Here is a 19,916-nt window from a genome sequence, read left to right on the forward strand (position 1 = left end):
GAGCCGCCTGCCTCGGTGCCCGCGACGCTGGCTTCCCCAGGCCGTGTACCCAGCAAAAAGCCGACCCTCGGGTCGGCTTTTTGCTGGGCGAGCCGTCCTGCAGGGCAGGGCGGTCAGGCAGACGAGTGGGGAAAAAAAGCTTGGCTAGTGAACAGAATCCTTGGCTAGCAAAAACGACCCTTCGAGAACATCATGTCCTCTGGAGTCGCCCCACGATGAAACCGGGTTTATTTGGTCAGGATCAGTTTGCCCAGCTTGGTGGCTTGCAGGCGGTAGACCGATCCGTTGTGATGAATCTGGACGGCTTTCTGTCCTTGCAACAGATCGGCGCTGTCGACGGCAACATGGGCCGGGACGTCGTGGCTGTCGGTGCGGTGCAGGGACGCGGTGTCGTGTGCGTTCGCGGTCGACAAGGAATAGGTGCTGTGCATGATCAATCTCCTGACGACAAATGATAATGATTTGCAGTAGAAGGTCAAGCGGAATCGGGCGGGTAAATGTAATTTTTTGTGTAAAGCGGGTGAAGTCCACGATGCAGGCTGCGATCGGATGGCTGCACGCGCGATGGGACCGCTTTGCGCGGCCGGTTGGTCCGGTTATTGCTCAGCTTCCGGGCCAGGATATCTGGTGGTCCGACCGTCCCCCCATCCCGCGGGCGCCGGTCTTTTGCACTCTTTTGCGATCATGAAGTTCTCCATCCGTCTTACCCGTTGCGCACTCGGTGCGCTGGCCGCCGTGGCCGTGATGTCGCAGGCCTGGGCCGGCCCCCGGCTCGACCATGTGCTCGACACCAAGACCCTGAGGGTCGGCACGCCGGGCGACTACCGGCCCTTTGCCATGAAGACCGATACCGGCTTCGAAGGCCACGACATCGAGGTCATCGAAAAAATGGCCAAGGAACTGGGCGTCTCCATTCAGTACGTACAGACCTCGTGGCCCAATCTGATGGCCGATCTGCAGGCCGACAAGTTCGACATCGCGGTGGGGGGCATCACCCGCAACGTCACGCGCCTGCGCAAGGTCGAGATGCTGCCGGGCTACGCCCCTTTCGGCAAGGTCGCGCTCGTGCGCTCTGCCGAACGTGCCAAGTACCAGACCGTCGACGATCTCAATCGGCCCGAAGTGCGCGTGATCAAGAACCCCGGTGGCACCAACGAGGCGTTCGTGCTGGCCAATCTCAAGCAGGCCCAGGTCAGCACCCACGACAAGAATGCCGAGATCCCCGGCCTCATCGCCGCCGGCCAGGGCGACGTGATGATCACCGAGACCTACGAAGCGCTGCACTACAGCAAGGCCGATAGCCGTCTGGCCGCGCAGTTCGTGGATGCACCCCTGACGCCCAAGAGCTACCTGGGCTTCATGATGCCGGCCGACGATGCCGACTACACGCGCGTGATGTCGTTCACCTGGGACCTCGTCGACAAGCGCGGCGGCCTGCAGGAAGCCGCCACGCACTGGCTGAAATGAAGCCCCTGCTGCGGCCGTAAAAAAAGCGCCCCAGGGGCGCTTTTCTGTCGATTCCTTCCGCACGCACGGCTGACGTCGCTGCAAGCCGGGGAACGGGGCCGGGGCCGGGGCCGGGCGAGGTGCCCGTGGCCCCAGGCCGTGTCACTTGGCGTTGGGTTCGGTGATGAAGCCGATCTTCTTGATGCCGGCCTGCTGGGCGGCAGCCATGGCCTGTGCCACACGCTCGTATCGCACGTCCTTGTCGCCGCGGATGTGCAGATCGGGCTGGGGCTCCTGATGGGCGATGGACTCGAGGCGGTTGAACAGCGTGGTGTCGTCCACCTTGTCCTCGTTCCAGTAGTAGTCGCCCTTGCTGTCCACGCTGACGCGCACGGTCTCGGGCTTGATTTCTTCCCGCACGTTGCTGGCCCGTGGGAGTTCCACGTTGACCGCATGCTTCATCACCGGAACGGTGATGATGAAGACGATGAGCAGGACCAGCATGACGTCGACCAGCGGCGTCATGTTGATCTCGTTCATGACCTCGTCGCTGTCGTCCTGAGTGCCGAAAGCCATGGCTCAACCCTTCTTGATCTTCACGATGGTGGCGCCGGCCGCATCGGTGTTGTTCACACGGGCGCCGGTCACGAAGTAGGCGTGCAGGTCGTGTGCAAAACGATTGAGCTGGTTGAGCACCGCCTTGTTGCCGCGCACCAGCGCGTTGTAGCCCAGCACGGCGGGAATGGCAACCGCCAGACCCAGGGCCGTCATGATCAGGGCCTCGCCGATGGGACCGGCGACGCGGTCGATCGTGGCCTGGCCTGCCGCACTGATGCTCATCAGGGCATGGTAGATGCCCCACACGGTACCGAACAGGCCGATGAAGGGGGCGGTCGAGCCGACCGAGGCCAGCACGGCCAGGCCGGCCTGCATGCGCGCCGTGGCTTCGTCGACGCCGTTGCGCAGCGTACGGGTGGTCCAGTCGCTCAGGTCGAGCGTGTCGTGCAACTGAGGCTGGGTGTTGCGATGGTGGGCGACGGCTTCGCGGCCTTCGAGCGCGAGGTTGCGGAAGGGGTTGCCCGGGTCCTTGTCGAGCTTGTCCACGCCTTCGGCGAAGTCGGCGCTGTGCCAGAACGCATTGATGGCCACGTGGGCCTGCTTGCGGTAGCGGCGCAGATCCAGCGCCTTGACGATGATCACCATCCAGGAGGCCAGCGACATGACAAGCAGCAGCACGGCCGTTGCCTTGATGACGATGTCACCTTGATTCCAAACGTGGGCCAGGCCAAACTGAAAATCCATGATGCTATTACTCCATTACAAAATTGATGGGGACATTGACCCACATAGGTTCGACGGCGCCATTGCGCTTGCCTGGCGTGAAGCGCCAGCGCATGACGGTGTTGAGGGCGGTCTGGTCCAGCCTGTCGTAGCCGCTCGACGTGCGGATCTCGGCTTCCTTGGGCAAGCCGTCGGCGCCGATGAAGACCCGCAGCATCACCGTGCCCTGTTCACCCAGGCGACGGCTCATGCTGGGATAGGCGGGGCGAGGGTTGTTCAGGTAGGCCGCATCGCTCGACGGCATGACGATGGCCGGCGGCGGGGGCGGACCGGGTGGTGCCGGAGCCGGGGCCGAAGGGGCGGGCGGCGGGGCCGGCGGTGAAGGCGGGGCCGGCGGTGTCGGCGCGACCTCGATGGCGTTCGGCGACGGCGTGGTATCGCGCACCACGGGGACCGGCGCGGGTTTGGGCGGCGCCGGACGCGGCGGCGTGGGCTTCGGTTTCGGCGGCTCGGGCTTGGGCGGTTCGGGTTTCGGCGGCGGTGGTGCGGGCGGCGCCTGCGGTACCGGAGCCGTCACGAACTCGGCAATGATTTCCGCCGGGACCACCACTTCGATGGCGCGTTGCAGCAGACCGGATTGGAAGGCCCAGAGCACGGCGACGTGCAGAGCCACGACCGAGCCAGCGATGACGGTGTTGCGGGAGCTGTGCGAATACGACTTGGGCATGTAGCGGAAAAATGGCACCCGCCGACTTGCGGCTGACAGGCACGGGTTGGGCGGGACCGCTCTGGACGGCTCAGCCGTGAAAAATCCACCAGATCGATCCCAGAACCAGAATCAGGCTGCCACCCAGGGCTCCGATGAATTCCATGACGAGTCCTTCGGTTGGTGGCTGGCAGACCCGCATGCCGCGCTGTTTTGAATGAATGCGATCGTATGCTCGGTCGCGCAACGGGCATGGATGCCACGGGCGCTGTCTTCGCATTGACCGCACTGCGTAGCGACGCCCAGTTCCAGCTGGATGTCTTCAAAGGCCATGCCACCGCGGGCGCAACGGGTGATCTCTCGATCGGAAACGCGATTGCAAATGCAGATGATCATGGCGGGCCGCGGAACAGGGGGAGGGCTTGCTGTTGACGAATCAGTGTTGCGCCGCATTATAAATACGAATTCATCGTATTTTCAATGGTCTTCCCATGTGTGGGGATGTTCCCGCTGCCGTCACGGAGCGCGCTTTCCCTGGCTCTTGCCTGCGAGCGCCCAGGGGCATATCGGTCTGCACGACCAGGGGGCAGGCATTGCGTGCTCCCATATCCGGACCTTCCTGCAGGCCGGAATGCAGGGCCGATTGGGCGGGACCCGTGTGTCCGCCAGGCCTCAGAAGTTGGTGATGCCCAGGCGTTCGGGCTTAATTTCCTGCAGGATCGTGGTGGCGATCTCTTCGATGGACTTGGTGGTGGTCGACAGCCAGCGCACGCCGGCGCGCCGCATCATGGCCTCGGCCTCCGAGACTTCGTAACGGCAGTTCTGCAGCGAGGCGTAGCGTGAATCGGGCCGGCGTTCGTTGCGGATCTCGGAGAGTCGCAGCGGATCGATCGTCAGGCCGAAGATCTTCTTGCGATGGGGCACCAAGGCGGGCGGCAACTGGCGGCGCTCGAAGTCGTCGGGAATCAGCGGGTAGTTGGCGGCTTTCATGCCGTGCTGCATCGCCAGGTACAGCGAGGTCGGGGTCTTGCCGCTGCGGCTCACGCCCACCAGGATGACATCGGCCGAGTCGAGGTCCTTGTGGGTCTGGCCGTCGTCGTGTTCGAGCGAGAAGTTGATTGCCTCGATCCGGGCGTTGTAGGCCTTGCTCTGGGAGATGTCCGTGAAGCGGCCCACCCGGTGGTTGGACTTGAGTCCCAGCTCCTGTTCCAGCGGCGCGATGAAGGTGCCGAAGGTATCGAGCAGCATGCCTTTGCAGCCGGCCTGCAGCACATCGATGATGTCGCGGTTGACCAGCGTGGTGAACACGATGGGCTTCTTGCCCTCGATCACCGCGGTGTGGTTGATCTGCCGCACCACCTGATGGGCCTTGTCCACGGTGTCGGTGAACGGCAGCCTGACCTGGCGAACATTGACTTCGAACTGGTTGAGGATGGCGGTGCCGAACGTCTCGGCGGTGATGCCTGTGCCATCGGAAACATAGAAGACTGTGCGGTTCGACATGGGGTCCTTCGGGTGGGGGCGGCTGGCCGCCTGGGGCTGGCCTACAATCGCAAGATGACCGGGTTGTGATGGATCAGTGCTTATTATCTGACGTTCACTTCCCGGCGCGCACCTTCTATTTGGGATAGATTGCGGGATGGCGTGCCAGTCGGTTCCGGCAGGATCCGGCTGCATGCCGAAAAGAATGAGGGGAGACGTGTGCTGACGGGGTGTCCGGCTGGTCGATGAAGAACCAGAAGCAAGCATCGGACGGACGACCGCGGCAGCGCACGCTTTCCGGCTCCTGGCCCATGCCCCGAGGGGTGCCAGGCGCCATGCAGGTTTTTACTTTATGGAGCTTTAGTCATGTCCCAACGTTTTGAAGAGACCGCCCTGGTCATCCCTTTCGAGGCTCTTCGCATGACCGACGTGGAAGTCGTCGGCGGCAAGAACGCCAGTCTGGGCGAAATGATCTCGCAGTTGCCCCAGGGCGTGCGTGTCCCCACGGGTTTTGCCACGACCGCCCACGCCTTCCGTGAGTTCCTGAAATTCGAAGGCCTGTACGAACGCATCAGCAAGAAGCTCGCCGCCCTCGATGTGGAAGACGTCCGTGCCCTGGCTGCGGCCGGTGCCGAGATCCGCGGCTGGGTCGAAGCCCAGCCCTTCCCGGCCGACCTCGAGGCCGCCATCCGCACCTCGTTTGCCGAACTCAGCGCAAGCAACGACCAGGCCAGCTTCGCCGTGCGGTCGTCCGCCACGGCAGAAGATCTGCCCGACGCCTCGTTTGCCGGCCAGCAGGAAACCTTCCTGAACGTGGTGGGCATCGAGGACGTGCTGCACAAGATGAAGGAAGTGTTCGCGTCGCTCTACAACGACCGCGCGATTTCCTACCGCGTGCACAAGGGCTTTGCCCATGACGTGGTGGCCCTGTCGGCCGGCGTGCAGCGCATGGTCCGCTCCGACCTCGGCGCCGCAGGCGTGATGTTCACGATCGACACCGAGTCGGGTTTCGACCAGGTGGTCTTCATCACCTCCAGCTACGGCCTGGGCGAGACCGTGGTGCAGGGCGCCGTCAACCCCGACGAGTTCTATGTGCACAAGCCCATGCTGGCTGCCGGCAACCAGTCGGTGATCCGCCGCAATCTGGGCAGCAAGCTGATCCAGATGGTGTTCGCCTCGCCCGAGGAAAAGGCTGCCAGCGGCAAGCTGGTCAAGACCACCGACGTGCCGGCCGAACTGCGCAACCGCTACTCGCTGACCGACGACGAAGTCCAGCAACTGGCCCGTTATGCCCTGGTGATCGAGGAACACTATGGCCGCCCGATGGACATCGAATGGGGCAAGGACGGCACCGACGGCGAGCTCTACATCCTGCAGGCCCGTCCCGAGACCGTGAAGAGCCAGTCCGCCGGCAAGGCCGAGATGCGCTACAAGCTCAAGGGCGAAGGCACCGTGCTGGCCGAAGGCCGCGCCATCGGTCAGAAGATCGGAACCGGCCCCGTGCGCCTGGTCAGCTCGATTTCCGAGATGGACAAGGTCCAGGCCGGCGACGTGCTGGTCACCGACATGACCGATCCCAACTGGGAACCGGTGATGAAGCGCGCCAGCGCCATCGTCACCAACCGCGGCGGCCGTACCTGCCACGCGGCGATCATCGCGCGTGAACTCGGCATCCCGGCCGTGGTCGGCTGCGGCGACGCCACCGACCGCCTCAAGGACGGCACGCTGGTCACCGTGAGCTGCGCCGAGGGCGACACCGGCCGCATCTACGACGGCCTGCTCGAGACCGAGGTCACCGAGGTCAAGCGCGGTGCCATGCCCGAGATCGACACCAAGATCATGATGAACGTGGGCAACCCCCAACTGGCGTTCGACTTCGCGCAACTGCCCAACGGCGGCGTGGGCCTGGCGCGCCTCGAGTTCATCATCAACAACAACATCGGCGTCCACCCCAAGGCCATCCTCGACTATCCCAATGTCGATGCCGACCTGAAGAAGGCCGTCGAATCGGTGGCGCGCGGCCATGCCTCGCCCCGTGCGTTCTATGTCGACAAGGTCGCCGAAGGCGTGGCCACCATCGCGGCCGCCTTCTGGCCCAAGCCCGTCATCGTTCGCCTGTCCGACTTCAAGAGCAACGAATACCGCAAGCTGATCGGCGGCAGCCGCTACGAGCCGGAAGAAGAGAACCCGATGCTGGGCTTCCGCGGTGCCGCGCGTTACGTGAGCAGCGAGTTCAGCGAAGCGTTCGCCATGGAGTGCCAGGCCATCAAGCGTGTGCGTGACGAGATGGGCCTGACCAACGTCGAGATCATGGTGCCCTTCGTGCGCACGCTGGGCCAGGCCGAAAAGGTCACCAAGCTGCTGGCCGAGCACGGTCTGGCGCGCGGCAGCAACGGCCTGCGCCACATCATGATGTGCGAAGTGCCGTCCAACGCCATCCTGGCCGACGAGTTCCTGCAGTTCTTCGACGGTTTCTCGATCGGCTCCAATGACCTGACCCAGCTCACGCTGGGCCTCGATCGCGATTCCGGCCTGGAACTGCTGGCCGCCGATTTCGACGAACGCGATCCGGCCGTCAAGGTGCTGCTCAGCCGTGCCATCGAAGCCTGCAAGAAGCAGGGCAAGTATGTGGGCATCTGCGGCCAGGGCCCCAGCGATCACCCCGACTTCGCCTTGTGGCTGGCGGCCGAGGGCATCGCCTCGATTTCGCTCAACCCCGACTCGGTGATCGATACCTGGCAGCAACTGGCTGCCGTCAAGACGGCCTGACCAATCGCAGCCTGATTCCGGCTAAATCCTAGGCCGCAGGCCCGGCGCAAGGTGCCATGATGCAAGTCATGGCACCTTTTTTCATGACGGGGCTGCACCGTGGAGGGCATGCATGCGTTCTTTGACTGCCGCGAGGCTCGGGCTGCTGGCGCTGTGGATGGCGGGCGCCTGGGCGGTGCCGTGGTTTGCGCGCGACCTCGATTTCGTCGTCCGGGGCTGGCCGTTCTACCTGTGGTGGGCGGCGCAGGGCAGCATCCTGTTTTCCATCGCACTGTGTGCGCTTTCGGTGTGGCTGATCGGCCGCTTCGACGATGAAACCGAAGCGGATTGACGCGGCGCAGGCCGCAGACGCACGCCGTTATCTGTGGCACCTGCACCGTTGGCTGCTGCTGTTCCTGTTGTCTTTCGCCGCTTTTGTCTGGCTGCTGGGATGGGGCGAAGCACGAGGTCTGTCGCGCAACTGGATCGGTGCGATCTTCCTGCTCGTCACCATCGGGTTGTATGCGGCGATCGGGGTGTACAACCGCACCTCCGATCCCGAGGAATACTACGTGGCCGGCCGGCGCATCCCGGCTTTCTACAACGGCATGGCGGCCGCCTCCGACTGGGTGAGTGCCGCATCCTTCATCAGCCTGGCCGGCGGCATCTACCTCTACGGCTACGGCGGCAGCGACGGTCTGCCCAGCGGGCTGGCCTACATCATGGGCTGGAGCGCCGGCTTCGTGCTGGTGGCCATCCTCGTGGCGCCCTACCTGCGGCGCATGAAGCTCTATACCCTGCCCGATTTCTTCGGTGTGCGTTATGGCGGGCAATGGCCGCGGCGCGTGGCCGTGGTGGCGGTGGTGCTGTGCTCCTTCACCTATGTCGTGGCGCAGATCTACGGCGTCGGACTGGTGACCTCGCGCCTCACCGGGGTGCGTTTCGAGATCGGCATTCTGCTCGGGCTGGGCGGCGTGCTGGTGTGCTCGTTCCTGGGCGGCATGAGGGCCATCACATGGACGCAGGTGGCGCAGTACGCCGTGATGCTGCTGGCCTTCCTCATTCCCATCTCGTGGCTGGCCTACAAGCAGCTCGGCTCGCCGCTGGCACCCGTGGCCTACGGCCAACTGGTGAGCCAGATCGACAGCCGCGAACGCGCGCTGCAGCACGACCCGGCCGAGCAGGCGGTTCAGGCCGAGTACCTGCGGCGCGCACAGGAAGACGAGCGCAAGCTGGCCAATGTCCCTCTGGCGCTGGCCGAGGAACGCCGGCTGGCGCAGGAGCGGCTGCAGCACCTGATGGACCGGGGGGCCAGTGCCGACGCGGTGTTTGCGGCCGGACGGGATCTGGCCGAGGTGCCGCGCGACGAAGCCGATGCCCGGCGGCGCTGGTCGGCCTCGCTGCAAGAAAACCGGGCGCGTGCGGCCCCGGTCGAAAGCGGAGTGCTCTGGGGACAGGCCTATGCGGGCGACCCGGAAGGCGATGAGCCTGAGCAGGAGCGCTTCGAGCGTTCACGGCTGAACTACATGGCGCTCATCTTCTGCCTGATGCTGGGCACGATGGGCATGCCCCATCTGCTGGTGCGTTACTACACCACGCCCAGCGTGGCCCAGGCGCGCCAGTCCGTGGCCTGGACACTGCTGTTCATCGGCCTGATCTACGTCAGTGCGCCCGCGCTGGCCGTGATGGTGCGCTACGAGGTGCTCGAACAACTGGTCGGCCATGCGTTTTCCGATCTGCCGGCCTGGATCACGCAGTGGATGCGCATCGACCCGACCCTGCTGTCGGTGACCGACATCAACGGCGACGGGCGCGTGCAGTTCAACGAGATCCGCATGGGAGCCGACGTGCTGATGCTGCTGATGCCCGAGCTGGGCGGCATGCCTTACGTGATATCGGGCCTGGTGGCCGCAGGCGGGCTGGCGGCGGCGCTGTCGACGGCCGACGGGCTGCTGCTGTCGATCGGCAATGCCCTGGCACACGACACGTACTTCCGCGAAGTCGACTCCAAGGCCTCGGCCATGAGCCGGGTGATGCTGTCCAAGTTCGCCTTGCTTCTGGTCGCTCTGCTGGCCGCCTATGCGGCGGCGCAGCGGGCGGCGGACATCCTGTACCTGGTCTCGGCCTCTTTTTCGCTCGCGGCCGCGATCTTTGTGCCCGCCATGGTGCTCGGCATCTTCTGGCGCGGCGCCACGCGGGCCGGTGCCGTGGCCGGCATGCTCGCGGGCATGGTGGTGACCCTGGGCTACATGCTGCTGGCATCGGCCTGGATGCAGGGTCTGGCGCCCTCGTTCACCGGGCTGTGGTGGGGCATACAGCCGATCTCTGCGGGGGTGTTCGGGGTGCCCGCGGGGGTGATCGTGACGGTGCTGGTGAGCCTGGTGACGGAGCAGGGAAAACGGTCGGCTGGCCAGATGCCGGCAGCCACGCTATAATCGTCGGCTTTCCCTTGCCACACCACTAACAGACGCAGTGGGTGGCTTCAGACTCACAAGGAGTAAATATGCGTCATTACGAGATCATCTTGCTGATCCACCCGGATCAAAGCGAGCAAGTTCCTGCCATGCTGGAACGTTACAAGAGCATGGTTACCACGGGCGGCGGCAAGATCCACCGCGTGGAAGACTGGGGCCGTCGTCAACTGGCTTACCAGATCAACAAGCTCAACAAGGCGCACTACCTGCTGGTCAACATCGAGATCGACCAGGCTGTGCTGGGTGAACTGGAACACGCGTTCAAGTTCAACGACGCCGTGCTGCGCCACCTGACCGTGCTGAAGAAGAAGGCCGAAACCGGCGCTTCCTCCATGCTCAAGGCCGTCGAGCGCGAAGAAGCCCGCAAGTCCCAGCAGGAGCAAGCCAGCGCCTGATCGCCCTGTGCGGCTGGTTGCAGAAAACCCATCGAAGTCAAGTGAATCATCTGGCCCTCGTGGCAGTGGTGGCTGAAGTTGCCGCCTTGCGTTACACACCGGCCGGTTTGCCCGCCCTCGACATCCGGCTCGAACACGAGTCCGAAGTCAGGGAAGCAGGTCAGCTTCGTCGAGTCAAGTTCGAGCTCAAGGCCGTGGCCTTTGGCTCGATGGCCGAGAAACTGACACGGCAGCCAGTCGGCAGCCGTTGGCAATTCACTGGTTTTCTAAGCAACACCCGCAATGGCAAAGGCCTGCTGCTTCATATCCAGCACATCGAACAAGCTTAATTTTCAGGAGTCCCATCATGCCCGGACCGAAACGTTTCAACAAAGACAAGCGCCCCAAGCGCAACACGCAATCCCTGCTGTTCAAGCGCAAGCGCTTCTGCCGCTTCACCGTCGCCGGCGTCGAAGAAATCGACTACAAGGATGTCGACACCCTGCGTGACTTCATCGGCGAAAACGGCAAGATCGTGCCCGCCCGCCTGACCGGCACGCGCGCCATCTATCAGCGTCAGCTCAACACCGCCATCAAGCGCGCACGCTTCCTGGCCCTGGTTCCCTACACGGACCAGCACAAGATCTAAGGAGCACGAACCATGCAAATCATTCTGCTCGACAAAGTCGTGAACCTGGGCAATCTGGGTGAGATCGTCAAGGTGAAGGACGGTTACGCACGTAACTTCCTGATCCCCACCGGCCGTGCACGCCGTGCCACCGCCTCTGCCAAGGCCGAGTTCGAAGCTCGCCGTGCCGACCTGGAAAAGGCCGCCGCTGAAAAGCTGGCTGCTGCTCAGGCTCAAGGCGAAACCCTCAGCGGTTTTGTCGTCAAGCTGACGCAAAAGGCCGGTGTGGATGGCCGTCTGTTCGGTTCGGTGACCAACGCCGACGTGGCCGAAGAGCTGACCAAGCAAGGTCACGCTGTTGCCAAGTCGCAAGTGCGCCTGCCCAACGGTCCCATCAAGACTATCGGCGACACCACCGTGAGCGTTTCCCTGCACACCGACGTGGCAGTGGACGTGACCGTGACGGTCTACGGCGAAACCGCCTGAGTCGCGACACGGTTTTCCGTGTCCACGCGAAAAGCCGCCCTCGGGCGGCTTTTTTGCTTTCTGCTTCGGGCTGGCAAAATACCGCTTTTGCTTTCCTCGACCGTCTGTCTGCCTTTCCTGTCCCGTCGGGAACTACCTGAGTATCTATGTCCGCTGTCCTGACTTCCGCCGATGACCAGCCCGACCGCCAAGTCGAGCAGTTGCGCACGCCCCCCCATTCCACCGAGGCCGAATCGAGCGTACTGGGCGGCCTGCTGCTCGACAACGGGGCCTGGGATCGGGTGGGCGACCTGCTCAGCGACGGCGACTTCTACCGCTACGAACACCGGCTGGTCTACGGCGTGGTGGGCAAGCTCATCAACGAAAGCAAGCCGGCCGACGTCATCACCGTCTACGAACAGTTGCAGGCGCTGGGCAAGGCCGAGGAAATCGGCGGCCTGGCCTACCTGAATGCGCTCGCGCAATACGTGCCCAGCGCGACCAACATCCGGCGTTATGCGGAAATCGTGCGCGAGCGCTCCATCCTGCGCAAGCTGGTGGGCGTAAGCGACGAAATATCGACCAGCGTCTTCAACCGGGGCGAGCGCAAGGTGGCGCAGATCCTCGACGAGGCCGAGCAGAAGATCTTTGCCATCGGCGAAGAAGGTTCCCGCATGAAGCAGGGCTTCCAGCCCATGTCTTCGCTGGTCACCGACCTGATCGACCGGGTCACCGAGATGTCCGACAACCCGCACGACATCACCGGGGTGCCGACGGGCTTCTACGACTTCGATCGCATGACCTCGGGCATGCAGGCCGGCGACCTGATCGTGCTGGCGGCGCGGCCCTCGATGGGCAAGACCTCGCTGGCCATCAACATCGCCGAAAACGTGGCGCTCAACGAAGGCCTGCCGGTGGCCGTGTTCTCCATGGAAATGGGGGCGGCCCAGTTGGCGATTCGTATCGTCGGCTCGATCGGCCGCGTCGACCAGGGCCATCTGCGCACGGGCAAGCTGACCGACGACGAATGGCCGCGCCTGACCGAGGCCATCGAGAAACTGCGGGCGGTGTCCTTGCACATCGACGAAACACCGGGCCTCACCCCCAGCGAACTGCGAGCCAATGCCAGGCGCCTGGCGCGCCAGTGCGGCAAGCTCGGCCTCATCGTGGTCGATTATCTGCAGCTCATGAGCGGTTCGTCGGGCGGGGGCGGCGACAACCGTGCCACCGAGCTGGGCGAGATCTCGCGGGGCCTGAAGATGCTGGCCAAGGAGCTGCAATGTCCGGTGATCGCGCTGTCGCAGCTCAACCGTTCGGTCGAGCAGCGCACCGACAAGCGCCCCATGATGAGCGACTTGCGCGAATCCGGCGCCATCGAGCAGGATGCGGACGTGATCATGTTCATCTACCGCGACGACTACTACAACAAGGACAGCAAGGAGCCGGGTGTGGCCGAGGTCATCATCGGCAAGCAGCGGAACGGCCCGACGGGCACCGTCAAGCTGGCGTTCCTGAAGCCGCTGACCAAGTTCGAAAATCTGGCGGCCGGCATGGGTGGCGATGATTTCTGAGCCGCCGCGTGCGGCCCGGTTCTTCGGGACCGGCTGCAAGTGGCTGGCTCTGGGATCGGCATGCGCCGTGTTCGCCGTGGCCTGCCTGGGCGGAGACCGCTGGCGGCTGGCCTTGCGCTACGAGCGTGCGGCGCTGGCCGACGGCGAGTGGTGGCGCATCGTCACGGCCCACCTCGTGCATCTGGGATGGGTGCATGCGGCGCTCAACCTGGTCGGACTGGCACTGTGCCTGAGCCTTGCAACGCAGGCCGGCCACAGCAGGGGCGAGCGGACGCTGGGCAGCGTGGCCACCGGGCCCTCGGCCTCTGCATCGGCGGGCCTGGACAGCGTGTGGAGCGCGCTGGGCGTGCTGATCCTGCTGATGGCCGGCGTGAGCGGCGGGCTGTGGCTTTTTTCCCCCGGAATCGGACATTACGTCGGTTTCTCGGGCGTGCTGTACGGTCTGCTGGTGCTGGTGTTGTGGCCGCAGCGGCGTGATCCCTGGATGGCGGGTGCGTTGGCGCTGGTGTTGGCCTGGATGGCCTGGCAGCAGATCGCCGGGCCCATGGCCTCCGAAGAGCGCATGATCGGTGGCGCCATCGTGGGCGCGGCCCATGTGTACGGCGTCGCGACCGCACTGGCCTGGCTGGCCGTGCTGGCGCTGTGGCGGCGGCTGGGCAGGCGCTGAAATCGGGCCGTCCGGCCCCGCCTTGGGCGATGCAGCGCAAGGCACACGCTGGGCGCGCCACGCGAGGCGCCCGTGGCCTGCTTGCCGTTCCGTGTCTGCCGCCGGAGCGGCTGGCTAGGGCCGGATGCGGAAGATGATCGGGCCGTTGCGGGTTCCGATCAGGTTGAGCACGTTGGCCAGCGCGGCGCGGTGCCTGGGCTCGGTGCCGGCTTCGCCGTTGAAGCGCCAGCCGTTGCCGGCCAGTTCGCCCTGGCCGGACAGCTGGAGTGCGCCCTGCAGGGTCTCGAGCGTGAAACGCAACGGGCCAGGGCGCTCGCCGTCGCCGGCATCGAACGTGACCCGATAGCTGCCCACGGGCTTCACCGTGGTCACCCGCGAGGTCAGCGAGGTGAGCTGCAACCTGGCCTTGCCCTGCTGTGCAAAACGCCCTTCGCTGAAACTCCCGCCCCATTGAGCGACCGTCAGCGACAACGCACCGTCGAGCGCCATCGTGTTCCAGGGCGTGCCCAGCCCTTCGAGCACGCTGGCGGGCACATGCAGGTCGAGGTCCTTCAGGGTGAAGGCGCCGCCACCCCAGGCCGGGCTCAGCAGCACCTCGGCCGGCCGTTGCAGGCAGCAGGCATGATCGAGTGCCAGGCGCAGGGCCGGGCGGTAGCTGTCCGGCCATCGGGCGGTCTGCAGGTTCCACGACAGGCGGCCGGGCAGCATGCGGGCGTCCCGGCTGCCGGCGCCACCGCCTACGCCCAGCACGGCCGAGCCGCGCCAGATCGTGCCGCGAGCATCGAGCAACTTGACGCGTCCGTCGGTACCGGAGGTGATCCACTGCGCGGCCCAGGCGGCCGGGAACTGGCTCACCAGGGTGATCAGGCCGCCGACCACCAGGCCGGTGGCGGCATAGGGCCAGATCCGCAGGCCGCGTGTACGCCTGACGCGGGCGGTTTTCGAGGCGGCGGGCGCGGATGAACGTGAACGCAGGGCCATCGGCTTCATCCCACCCACTGGTTGAGCTGGATGATGGGCATCAGCACCGCCAGCACGATCAACATCACCATCATGCCCATGCCCACGATGAGCAGGGGCTCGAGGATGGTGGCCAACTGCATGGCTCGCCGCTGCACGTCGTTGGAGAGCAGTGCGGCGGCCCGCTGCAGCATCATGGGCAACTGGCCGGTCTGTTCGCCCAGCCGGGCAAACATGCCGACCAGCGCCGGAAAGCCGCGTTTGCCCTGCAGGGCCGAAGCCAGCGGCGCGCCTTCGCGCACCAGCACCAGGGCGTCCTGTGCATCGGCACGCATGGCACTGTTGCCCAGGGTATCGGCGGCGGCCTGCAAGGCTTTCAGGATGGGCACGCCGGCTGCGGCCAGCATCGCCAGGGTCGAAGCAAAACGCGAGGCGTTGTAGCCTGCTGCCAGGCGCCCCACCACAGGCAGCGTGAGGCACCAGCTGTCGAACAGCTGGCGAAATCGATCGACGCGCATCAGCCGCCGCCACAGCACGGCGAACAGCACGATGCCGATGAGCATGGCCCAGCCATGGTTGCGCACCGCATCGCTGAGATTCATCATCATCACCGTCAGCCAGGGCAGGGCCTGCTTGGAGCCGGCAAACACCTGGGCGACCTGCGGCACGACATAGCTCAACAGGAAGATCACGATGGCGATGGCCACCAGGGTGACGATGGCCGGGTACAGCACGGCAGCCAGCAGCTTGCCGCGCAGGGCCTGGTTGTCGGACATGTCGTTGGCCAGCTTGTCGAGCACCAGATCGAGCTTGCCGCTGTGCTCGCCCGCCTCGATGACCGCGCGGTAGATGTCCGAGAACTCGCGCGGATACAGGCCCAGCGCTCGCGCGAAGGAGGAACCGCCGTTGACCTCGGCACGCAAGGTGGCGACCAGGGCCCGCTGGCGCTCGTCCTCGAACTCCTCGGCCAGCGCAGCCAGACCTTGCTCCAGCGGCAGACCGGCGCTGACCAGATCGGCGAGCTGGCGCGTCCACACGGTGAGCGCCGTGTAGCTGAAGGCGCGGCTCTGCCACAGGGTGATGTTCCAGCTCGCGCGGGTAGCGCCGCTGCCGGATTGAGCCGCCGCAGCGGCCGTCGCCGTATCGCCGGCGACGGGCTTGACCTCGAGCGGCACCAGCGACTGGTTGCGCAGCAGGTTGCGGGCGGCGCGGGCCGTATCGGCCTCGATCAGCCCTTTGCGGGATTTGCCCTGGGCGTCCAGGGCTTCGAAGGCGTAGGCGGGCATGGTGGAATGGCTAGAGGAAGATCGGAATGGCGGGCGAAGGGCCCGGGCTTAGTCTCGCGTCACGCGCAGCACTTCCTCCAGGCTGGTCACGCCCAGCTCGACCAGCCTCTGGCCGTCGTCCCGCATCAGCGTCATGCCGCGTGCCAGTCCGGCTTCGCGGATCTCCGCTTCCGAGGCCTGCCGGTGCACCAGCGCGCGGATGGCGTCGTCGGCGACCAGCAGTTCGAACAGCCCGGTGCGGCCACGGTAGCCGCTGGGGTCCGTCAGGTCGATCTTGCGCACCAGCCGCTGGGCCAGCACGCCCAGCAGCGACGAGCTGAGCAGGAAGGGCTCGACCCCCATGTCGATCAGACGGGTCACCGCGCTCGAGGCATCGTTGGTGTGCAGCGTGGCCAGCACCAAGTGGCCGGTGAGCGAGGCCTGGATGGCGATCTGCGCCGTCTCGAAGTCGCGGATTTCACCGATCATGATGATGTCGGGATCCTGCCGGAGGATGGCGCGCAGGGCCTTGGCGAAAGTCAGGTCGATCTTGCTGTTGACCTGCGTCTGGCCGATGCCCTGGAGCTCGTACTCGATGGGGTCTTCGACCGTCATGATGTTGGTCGTGCCGGAAATCATGCGGTTGAGCGCCGCATACAGCGTGGTGGTCTTGCCCGAGCCGGTGGGCCCGGTCACCAGCACGATGCCGTGCGGCTGCGACACCAGGCGCGTGAATTCGCCCAGCACCTCGCCCTGCATGCCGATGGCTTCCAGCGTGAGCTTGCTCTCGCTCTTGTCGAGCAGGCGCAGCACCGCCCGTTCGCCGTGTGCCGAGGGCAGGGTCGAGACCCGGACGTCGACCGCACGGTTGCCGATGCGCAGGGCGATGCGGCCGTCCTGGGGCAGTCGTTTTTCGGAGATGTCGAGCTCGGCCATGATCTTCAGGCGCGAGATCAGCGCGGCGTGCAGGGCGCGGTTGGGCCGTACCACCTCGCGCAGCGCACCGTCGACCCGGAAACGCACGCTCGAGTGCCGCTCGAAGGGTTCGATGTGGATATCGCTGGCACCGTCGCGCGCGGCCTGCGTGAGCAGGGCGTTGAGCATGCGGATGATGGGCGCATCGCCTGCCGTCTCGAGCAGATCCTCGACCGCGGGCAGTTCCTGCATCATGCGCGAGAGGTCGGCGTCGGACTCGACTTCGCTGACCACGGCCGCGGCGCTCGATTCACCCTGGGCATAGGCATTGCTGATGCGCTGGGCCAGGCTGGCCGCATCCTCTCGGCGCATGTCGTGCACGGCATGGCGGCGCATCACCTCGCCGCAGGCGGCGGAACTCGATGCGGGGCTCAGCCACAGCAGGCGTTCCTGGCCATCGTCCTCGAGCAGCACCTGGTGGCTGCGCGCGAACGCGTAAGGCAAGGGATAGGCCAGGGCGCGGGCGGGATTGCTGCTCATGGCGGACCTCAGGGCATTTCGCTGCGGAAGAACGGATCGGCTGCCGGCGCGGCGGGCGTGCTGCGGCGCATGGGGGTGAGGTCGGGTGCGGGCGCGGGTGCCGGCGGATCGAAGGGCCGGACCAGCGGTTGCGGCACCGGAGCGCTGCCGTTGGTGCTCAGCGGCGCGCTGTTGGGCTCGATCGGCAGGATCGGGCCGCTGTTGATCGGCATCACGCTGCTCGGCTCGGGCTGGCCTATCGTCTGCAGGGTGCGCATCATGTCGTAGCGATCGAGCGAGAGGCGGTCCATGCTGGAGTTGTCGCGCAGGATCACGGGACGCAGGAACACCATCAGATTGGTCTTCTTGCGCGAGCGGCTCTCGCTGCGGAACAAGGCCCCGATCACGGGCAGGCGGCCGAGCACCGGCACGGCGCTGTTGCCGACTTCGAGCTGGTCCTGGATCAGGCCGCCGAGCACGGCCGTGCTGCCGTCCTGCACCAGCACGGTCGAGGCCACGGTGCGTTTGTTGGTCACCAGGTTGGACGAGTCGGTGGTGGCCGAGCCCAGCGAGCCCGAGATGCTCGAGACCTCCTGGTAGATCTGCATCTTGACGGTGCCGTCGGCGTTGATCTGCGGCTTGATGTTGAGCGTCAGGCCCACGTCCATGCGGTCGAACGTCGTGAAGGGATTGACCGTGCCGCTGGAGCTGCTGTTGGAGTAGGAGCCTGTGGCCACCGGCACGTTCTGGCCGATGGTGATCTTGGCCTCCTGGTTGTCCAGCGTCAGCAGCGTTGGCGTGGACAGGATGTTGGCATTGGTCTTGGTTTCCAGCGCGTTGGCCAGCACCGCCAGAGACCCCTTGTACAGGCCGATGTTGAGGCCCTGGTTGTAGCTGTAGCCGGTGGTCGTGCCCAGCGCGGCGCTGGCGGCGATGTTGAAGAGGTTGCCGGTGGAGCCGAAGTTGGTGCCGCCGCCGATGTAGCCGTTGCCGCTGCCGGCAAGGCCCAGCCACTGAACGCCCAGGTCGCTGGCGTTGTCGGCGGTGACTTCGGCGATCAGCGCCTCGACATAGACCTGTGCACGGCGCGTGTCGAGCTGATCGATCACTGCGCGCATCTGACGGTACAGAGGTGCGGGGGCGCTGATGATGAGGGCGTTGTTGGCCGGGTCGGCCTGGATCATGCCGCCGGTGCTGGGCTGTGCGGCACCGGTCATCAGGTTGCTGCCGCTGCTGCTGCTGTTGCCCATGCTGCTGGAGCTGCTGCTGCCCGAACCCAGCGTCGAGGTGCTGGTGTTGCTGTTCAGGCCGCTGAGGCTGGCCGTGGAACTGGTGTTGCTCGTGCCGCCGGTGCTTGCGCCGCCGCCGGTGTTGTTGTTGCCGGCGAAACCCGGGTCGGCGCTCATGGCCGCGCGCAGCGTCACGGCCAGTTGCGTGGCGTCGGCGTTGCGCAGATAGACCACGTGGATGTTGCCGTTGTCCTGTTGTGAAGTCGGGCGGTCGAGGCGGCTGACCAGCGAACGGACCAGGGCCGCACGGGCCGGGTTGGCCGAGCGGATCACCAGGCTGTTGCTGCGCGGCTCCGCCAGCACCGACGTGCGGTAGCTGTCGCCGGAAGCCGAATTGGCCGCTGTCTGCACACCGGCCGGTGTGCCGCTGCCGGAGGCGCCGGCGCTGCCGCCTTCGACCAGGCGGTTGACGAGCACCGCGAGGTCGGTCGCAATGGCGTGCTGCAAGGGAATCACATCCACGTCGCCGGCATTGCTCACGTCCAGCGCGCTGATGATGCGTGCGATGCGCTGCAGGTTGTCGGCATAGTCGGTGATCACCAGCGCGTTGGTGCCCGGGCTGACATTGATGGTGTTGTTGGGCGTGATCAGCGGGCGCAGCACGGGCACCAGGCCGTTCGCGTTCTCGTGGTTGAGCGCGAAGATCTGCGTGACGATCTGGTTGCCGGCCAGGCGTGCCGGGCCGGCGTTCACCACCGTGGTCTGGATCTTGGCTTCCGCCTCGGGAACGACCTTGTAGATGCCTGCCGATTCGGCCACCGCATAGCCTTGCAGCCGCAGGCCGGCCATGAACTGGTCCCAGGCGGCGGAGGGCGACAGGGGCGTCTCGCTGGCCAGATTCAGCGTGCCCTTGACACGGGGATCGACCACCACGTTGCGGCCGGTGATGACCGCCATGGTGCGCGCCACCGCCTCGATCTCGGCGTTGACGAAGTTCAGCGTGACAGGCGTATTGGCAGCGGCCTGGGCATGGGCGAGCGGCGAGGCCAGCGCGGTGGACATGCAGACGGCCAGCGTGGCCAGGCGGATCAGGGAAAGAGGATGGCTCATGATGTCGGCAAGCGAGAGGCTGGTGTTCGGTGCGTTGGGCAGTGTGGCCCGGCGGGCCTGCGAGGTGGCGTCGAAT

At 65.5% G+C, this 19,916-nt stretch carries 20 protein-coding genes; 10 read left to right on the forward strand and 10 right to left on the reverse strand.

Annotation, left to right across the window (positions count from 1 at the left end):
• Positions 1-227 precede the first annotated feature (227 nt).
• Positions 228-431, reverse strand: coding sequence for a hemin uptake protein HemP (gene hemP / locus EC845_RS10145; protein WP_123297760.1), 204 nt, complete (start codon positions 429-431; stop codon positions 228-230).
• A 253-nt stretch (positions 432-684) separates the two neighbouring features.
• On the opposite strand from hemP, the gene EC845_RS10150 reads away from it, so the two are divergent.
• Entirely contained in the window at positions 685-1,467 is a 783-nt protein-coding gene (locus EC845_RS10150; protein ID WP_123297762.1) for a transporter substrate-binding domain-containing protein, read from the forward strand.
• 141 nt (positions 1,468-1,608) lie between these two features.
• Here the strand turns inward: EC845_RS10150 and EC845_RS10155 are convergent, their stop codons facing one another.
• From EC845_RS10155 to EC845_RS10175, 5 genes are all read right to left on the reverse strand, one after another.
• Positions 1,609-2,022 carry a biopolymer transporter ExbD gene (locus EC845_RS10155; RefSeq protein ID WP_123297764.1) on the reverse strand — a complete coding sequence of 138 codons (414 nt, stop codon included), beginning with the start codon at positions 2,020-2,022 and terminating at the stop codon, positions 1,609-1,611.
• A 3-nt stretch (positions 2,023-2,025) separates the two neighbouring features.
• Positions 2,026-2,748: a MotA/TolQ/ExbB proton channel family protein gene (locus tag EC845_RS10160; RefSeq protein WP_123297766.1), complete on the reverse strand. Its 723-nt coding sequence runs from the start codon at positions 2,746-2,748 to the stop codon at positions 2,026-2,028.
• A gap of 7 nt (positions 2,749-2,755) precedes the next feature.
• Complete coding sequence (locus EC845_RS10165; protein ID WP_123297768.1) at positions 2,756-3,454, reverse strand: energy transducer TonB; 699 nt, start codon at positions 3,452-3,454, stop codon at positions 2,756-2,758.
• A 111-nt stretch (positions 3,455-3,565) separates the two neighbouring features.
• Complete coding sequence (locus EC845_RS10170) at positions 3,566-3,829, reverse strand: bacterioferritin-associated ferredoxin (RefSeq protein ID WP_123297770.1); 264 nt, start codon at positions 3,827-3,829, stop codon at positions 3,566-3,568.
• A 276-nt stretch (positions 3,830-4,105) separates the two neighbouring features.
• Complete coding sequence (locus tag EC845_RS10175) at positions 4,106-4,936, reverse strand: pyruvate, water dikinase regulatory protein (RefSeq protein WP_123297771.1); 831 nt, start codon at positions 4,934-4,936, stop codon at positions 4,106-4,108.
• A 345-nt stretch (positions 4,937-5,281) separates the two neighbouring features.
• Here EC845_RS10175 and ppsA point away from each other — a divergent pair, with 345 nt between their 5' ends.
• The 9 genes from ppsA to EC845_RS10220 all read left to right on the forward strand — a co-directional run bounded on the left by ppsA (position 5,282) and on the right by EC845_RS10220 (position 13,842).
• Complete coding sequence (gene ppsA, locus EC845_RS10180; protein ID WP_123297773.1) at positions 5,282-7,684, forward strand: phosphoenolpyruvate synthase; 2,403 nt, start codon at positions 5,282-5,284, stop codon at positions 7,682-7,684.
• A gap of 112 nt (positions 7,685-7,796) precedes the next feature.
• Positions 7,797-8,015: a sodium/substrate symporter small subunit gene (locus EC845_RS10185; RefSeq protein WP_123297775.1), complete on the forward strand. Its 219-nt coding sequence runs from the start codon at positions 7,797-7,799 to the stop codon at positions 8,013-8,015.
• Entirely contained in the window at positions 7,996-10,098 is a 2,103-nt protein-coding gene (locus tag EC845_RS10190) for a VC_2705 family sodium/solute symporter (protein ID WP_123297777.1), read from the forward strand. The genes EC845_RS10185 and EC845_RS10190 overlap by 20 nt, the downstream gene beginning before the upstream one ends.
• Before the next feature lie 68 nt (positions 10,099-10,166).
• Positions 10,167-10,532 carry a 30S ribosomal protein S6 gene (rpsF, locus tag EC845_RS10195; protein WP_123297779.1) on the forward strand — a complete coding sequence of 122 codons (366 nt, stop codon included), beginning with the start codon at positions 10,167-10,169 and terminating at the stop codon, positions 10,530-10,532.
• 41 nt (positions 10,533-10,573) lie between these two features.
• Positions 10,574-10,861 carry a primosomal replication protein N gene (gene priB, locus EC845_RS10200; protein WP_123297780.1) on the forward strand — a complete coding sequence of 96 codons (288 nt, stop codon included), beginning with the start codon at positions 10,574-10,576 and terminating at the stop codon, positions 10,859-10,861.
• A 17-nt stretch (positions 10,862-10,878) separates the two neighbouring features.
• Positions 10,879-11,160 carry a 30S ribosomal protein S18 gene (gene rpsR, locus EC845_RS10205; protein ID WP_123297781.1) on the forward strand — a complete coding sequence of 94 codons (282 nt, stop codon included), beginning with the start codon at positions 10,879-10,881 and terminating at the stop codon, positions 11,158-11,160.
• A gap of 12 nt (positions 11,161-11,172) precedes the next feature.
• Positions 11,173-11,625, forward strand: coding sequence for a 50S ribosomal protein L9 (rplI, locus tag EC845_RS10210; RefSeq protein ID WP_123297782.1), 453 nt, complete (start codon positions 11,173-11,175; stop codon positions 11,623-11,625).
• A 146-nt stretch (positions 11,626-11,771) separates the two neighbouring features.
• Positions 11,772-13,175, forward strand: a complete 1,404-nt coding sequence (gene dnaB, locus EC845_RS10215; RefSeq protein WP_123297783.1) for a replicative DNA helicase — start codon at positions 11,772-11,774, stop codon at positions 13,173-13,175.
• The gene (locus EC845_RS10220; protein WP_123297785.1) at positions 13,165-13,842 is read left to right on the forward strand and encodes a rhombosortase; all 678 of its coding nucleotides are present in this window, start codon (positions 13,165-13,167) and stop codon (positions 13,840-13,842) included. Before dnaB ends, EC845_RS10220 begins: the two co-directional genes overlap by 11 nt.
• A 114-nt stretch (positions 13,843-13,956) precedes the next feature.
• On the opposite strand, the gene gspN is transcribed toward EC845_RS10220, so the two are convergent.
• The 4 genes from gspN to gspD are packed head-to-tail and all read right to left on the reverse strand — an operon-like array spanning position 13,957 to position 19,840.
• On the reverse strand, positions 13,957-14,823 hold the full coding sequence (gene gspN, locus EC845_RS10225; protein ID WP_158615665.1) for a type II secretion system protein N: 867 nt from the start codon (positions 14,821-14,823) through the stop codon (positions 13,957-13,959).
• Positions 14,824-14,828: 5 nt separating this feature from the next.
• Positions 14,829-16,088 (reverse strand): type II secretion system inner membrane protein GspF, encoded by a 1,260-nt coding sequence (gene gspF, locus EC845_RS10230; protein ID WP_123297798.1) that lies wholly within the window; start codon positions 16,086-16,088, stop codon positions 14,829-14,831.
• Positions 16,089-16,136: 48 nt separating this feature from the next.
• The gene (locus tag EC845_RS10235; RefSeq protein WP_123298074.1) at positions 16,137-17,498 is read right to left on the reverse strand and encodes a GspE/PulE family protein; all 1,362 of its coding nucleotides are present in this window, start codon (positions 17,496-17,498) and stop codon (positions 16,137-16,139) included.
• A 32-nt stretch (positions 17,499-17,530) separates the two neighbouring features.
• Positions 17,531-19,840, reverse strand: coding sequence for a type II secretion system secretin GspD (gene gspD, locus EC845_RS10240; RefSeq protein WP_123298072.1), 2,310 nt, complete (start codon positions 19,838-19,840; stop codon positions 17,531-17,533).
• Positions 19,841-19,916 lie beyond the last annotated feature (76 nt).

Source organism: Comamonas sp. BIGb0124 (assembly GCF_003752175.1).
Taxonomy (GTDB): domain Bacteria; phylum Pseudomonadota; class Gammaproteobacteria; order Burkholderiales; family Burkholderiaceae_C; genus Comamonas_F.

What these genes read in the sequence shown, in the direction of transcription:
- hemP (WP_123297760.1), bottom strand. Translation starts at nt 431, where the DNA reads ATGCACAGCACCTATTCCTTGTCGACCGCGAACGCACACGACACCGCG.
- EC845_RS10150 (WP_123297762.1), top strand. Translation starts at nt 685, where the DNA reads ATGAAGTTCTCCATCCGTCTTACCCGTTGCGCACTCGGTGCGCTGGCC.
- EC845_RS10155 (WP_123297764.1), bottom strand. Translation starts at nt 2,022, where the DNA reads ATGGCTTTCGGCACTCAGGACGACAGCGACGAGGTCATGAACGAGATC.
- EC845_RS10160 (WP_123297766.1), bottom strand. Translation starts at nt 2,748, where the DNA reads ATGGATTTTCAGTTTGGCCTGGCCCACGTTTGGAATCAAGGTGACATC.
- EC845_RS10165 (WP_123297768.1), bottom strand. Translation starts at nt 3,454, where the DNA reads ATGCCCAAGTCGTATTCGCACAGCTCCCGCAACACCGTCATCGCTGGC.
- EC845_RS10170 (WP_123297770.1), bottom strand. Translation starts at nt 3,829, where the DNA reads ATGATCATCTGCATTTGCAATCGCGTTTCCGATCGAGAGATCACCCGT.
- EC845_RS10175 (WP_123297771.1), bottom strand. Translation starts at nt 4,936, where the DNA reads ATGTCGAACCGCACAGTCTTCTATGTTTCCGATGGCACAGGCATCACC.
- ppsA (WP_123297773.1), top strand. Translation starts at nt 5,282, where the DNA reads ATGTCCCAACGTTTTGAAGAGACCGCCCTGGTCATCCCTTTCGAGGCT.
- EC845_RS10185 (WP_123297775.1), top strand. Translation starts at nt 7,797, where the DNA reads ATGCGTTCTTTGACTGCCGCGAGGCTCGGGCTGCTGGCGCTGTGGATG.
- EC845_RS10190 (WP_123297777.1), top strand. Translation starts at nt 7,996, where the DNA reads ATGAAACCGAAGCGGATTGACGCGGCGCAGGCCGCAGACGCACGCCGT.
- rpsF (WP_123297779.1), top strand. Translation starts at nt 10,167, where the DNA reads ATGCGTCATTACGAGATCATCTTGCTGATCCACCCGGATCAAAGCGAG.
- rpsR (WP_123297781.1), top strand. Translation starts at nt 10,879, where the DNA reads ATGCCCGGACCGAAACGTTTCAACAAAGACAAGCGCCCCAAGCGCAAC.
- rplI (WP_123297782.1), top strand. Translation starts at nt 11,173, where the DNA reads ATGCAAATCATTCTGCTCGACAAAGTCGTGAACCTGGGCAATCTGGGT.
- dnaB (WP_123297783.1), top strand. Translation starts at nt 11,772, where the DNA reads ATGTCCGCTGTCCTGACTTCCGCCGATGACCAGCCCGACCGCCAAGTC.
- EC845_RS10220 (WP_123297785.1), top strand. Translation starts at nt 13,165, where the DNA reads ATGATTTCTGAGCCGCCGCGTGCGGCCCGGTTCTTCGGGACCGGCTGC.
- gspN (WP_158615665.1), bottom strand. Translation starts at nt 14,823, where the DNA reads ATGGCCCTGCGTTCACGTTCATCCGCGCCCGCCGCCTCGAAAACCGCC.
- gspF (WP_123297798.1), bottom strand. Translation starts at nt 16,088, where the DNA reads ATGCCCGCCTACGCCTTCGAAGCCCTGGACGCCCAGGGCAAATCCCGC.
- gspD (WP_123298072.1), bottom strand. Translation starts at nt 19,840, where the DNA reads ATGAGCCATCCTCTTTCCCTGATCCGCCTGGCCACGCTGGCCGTCTGC.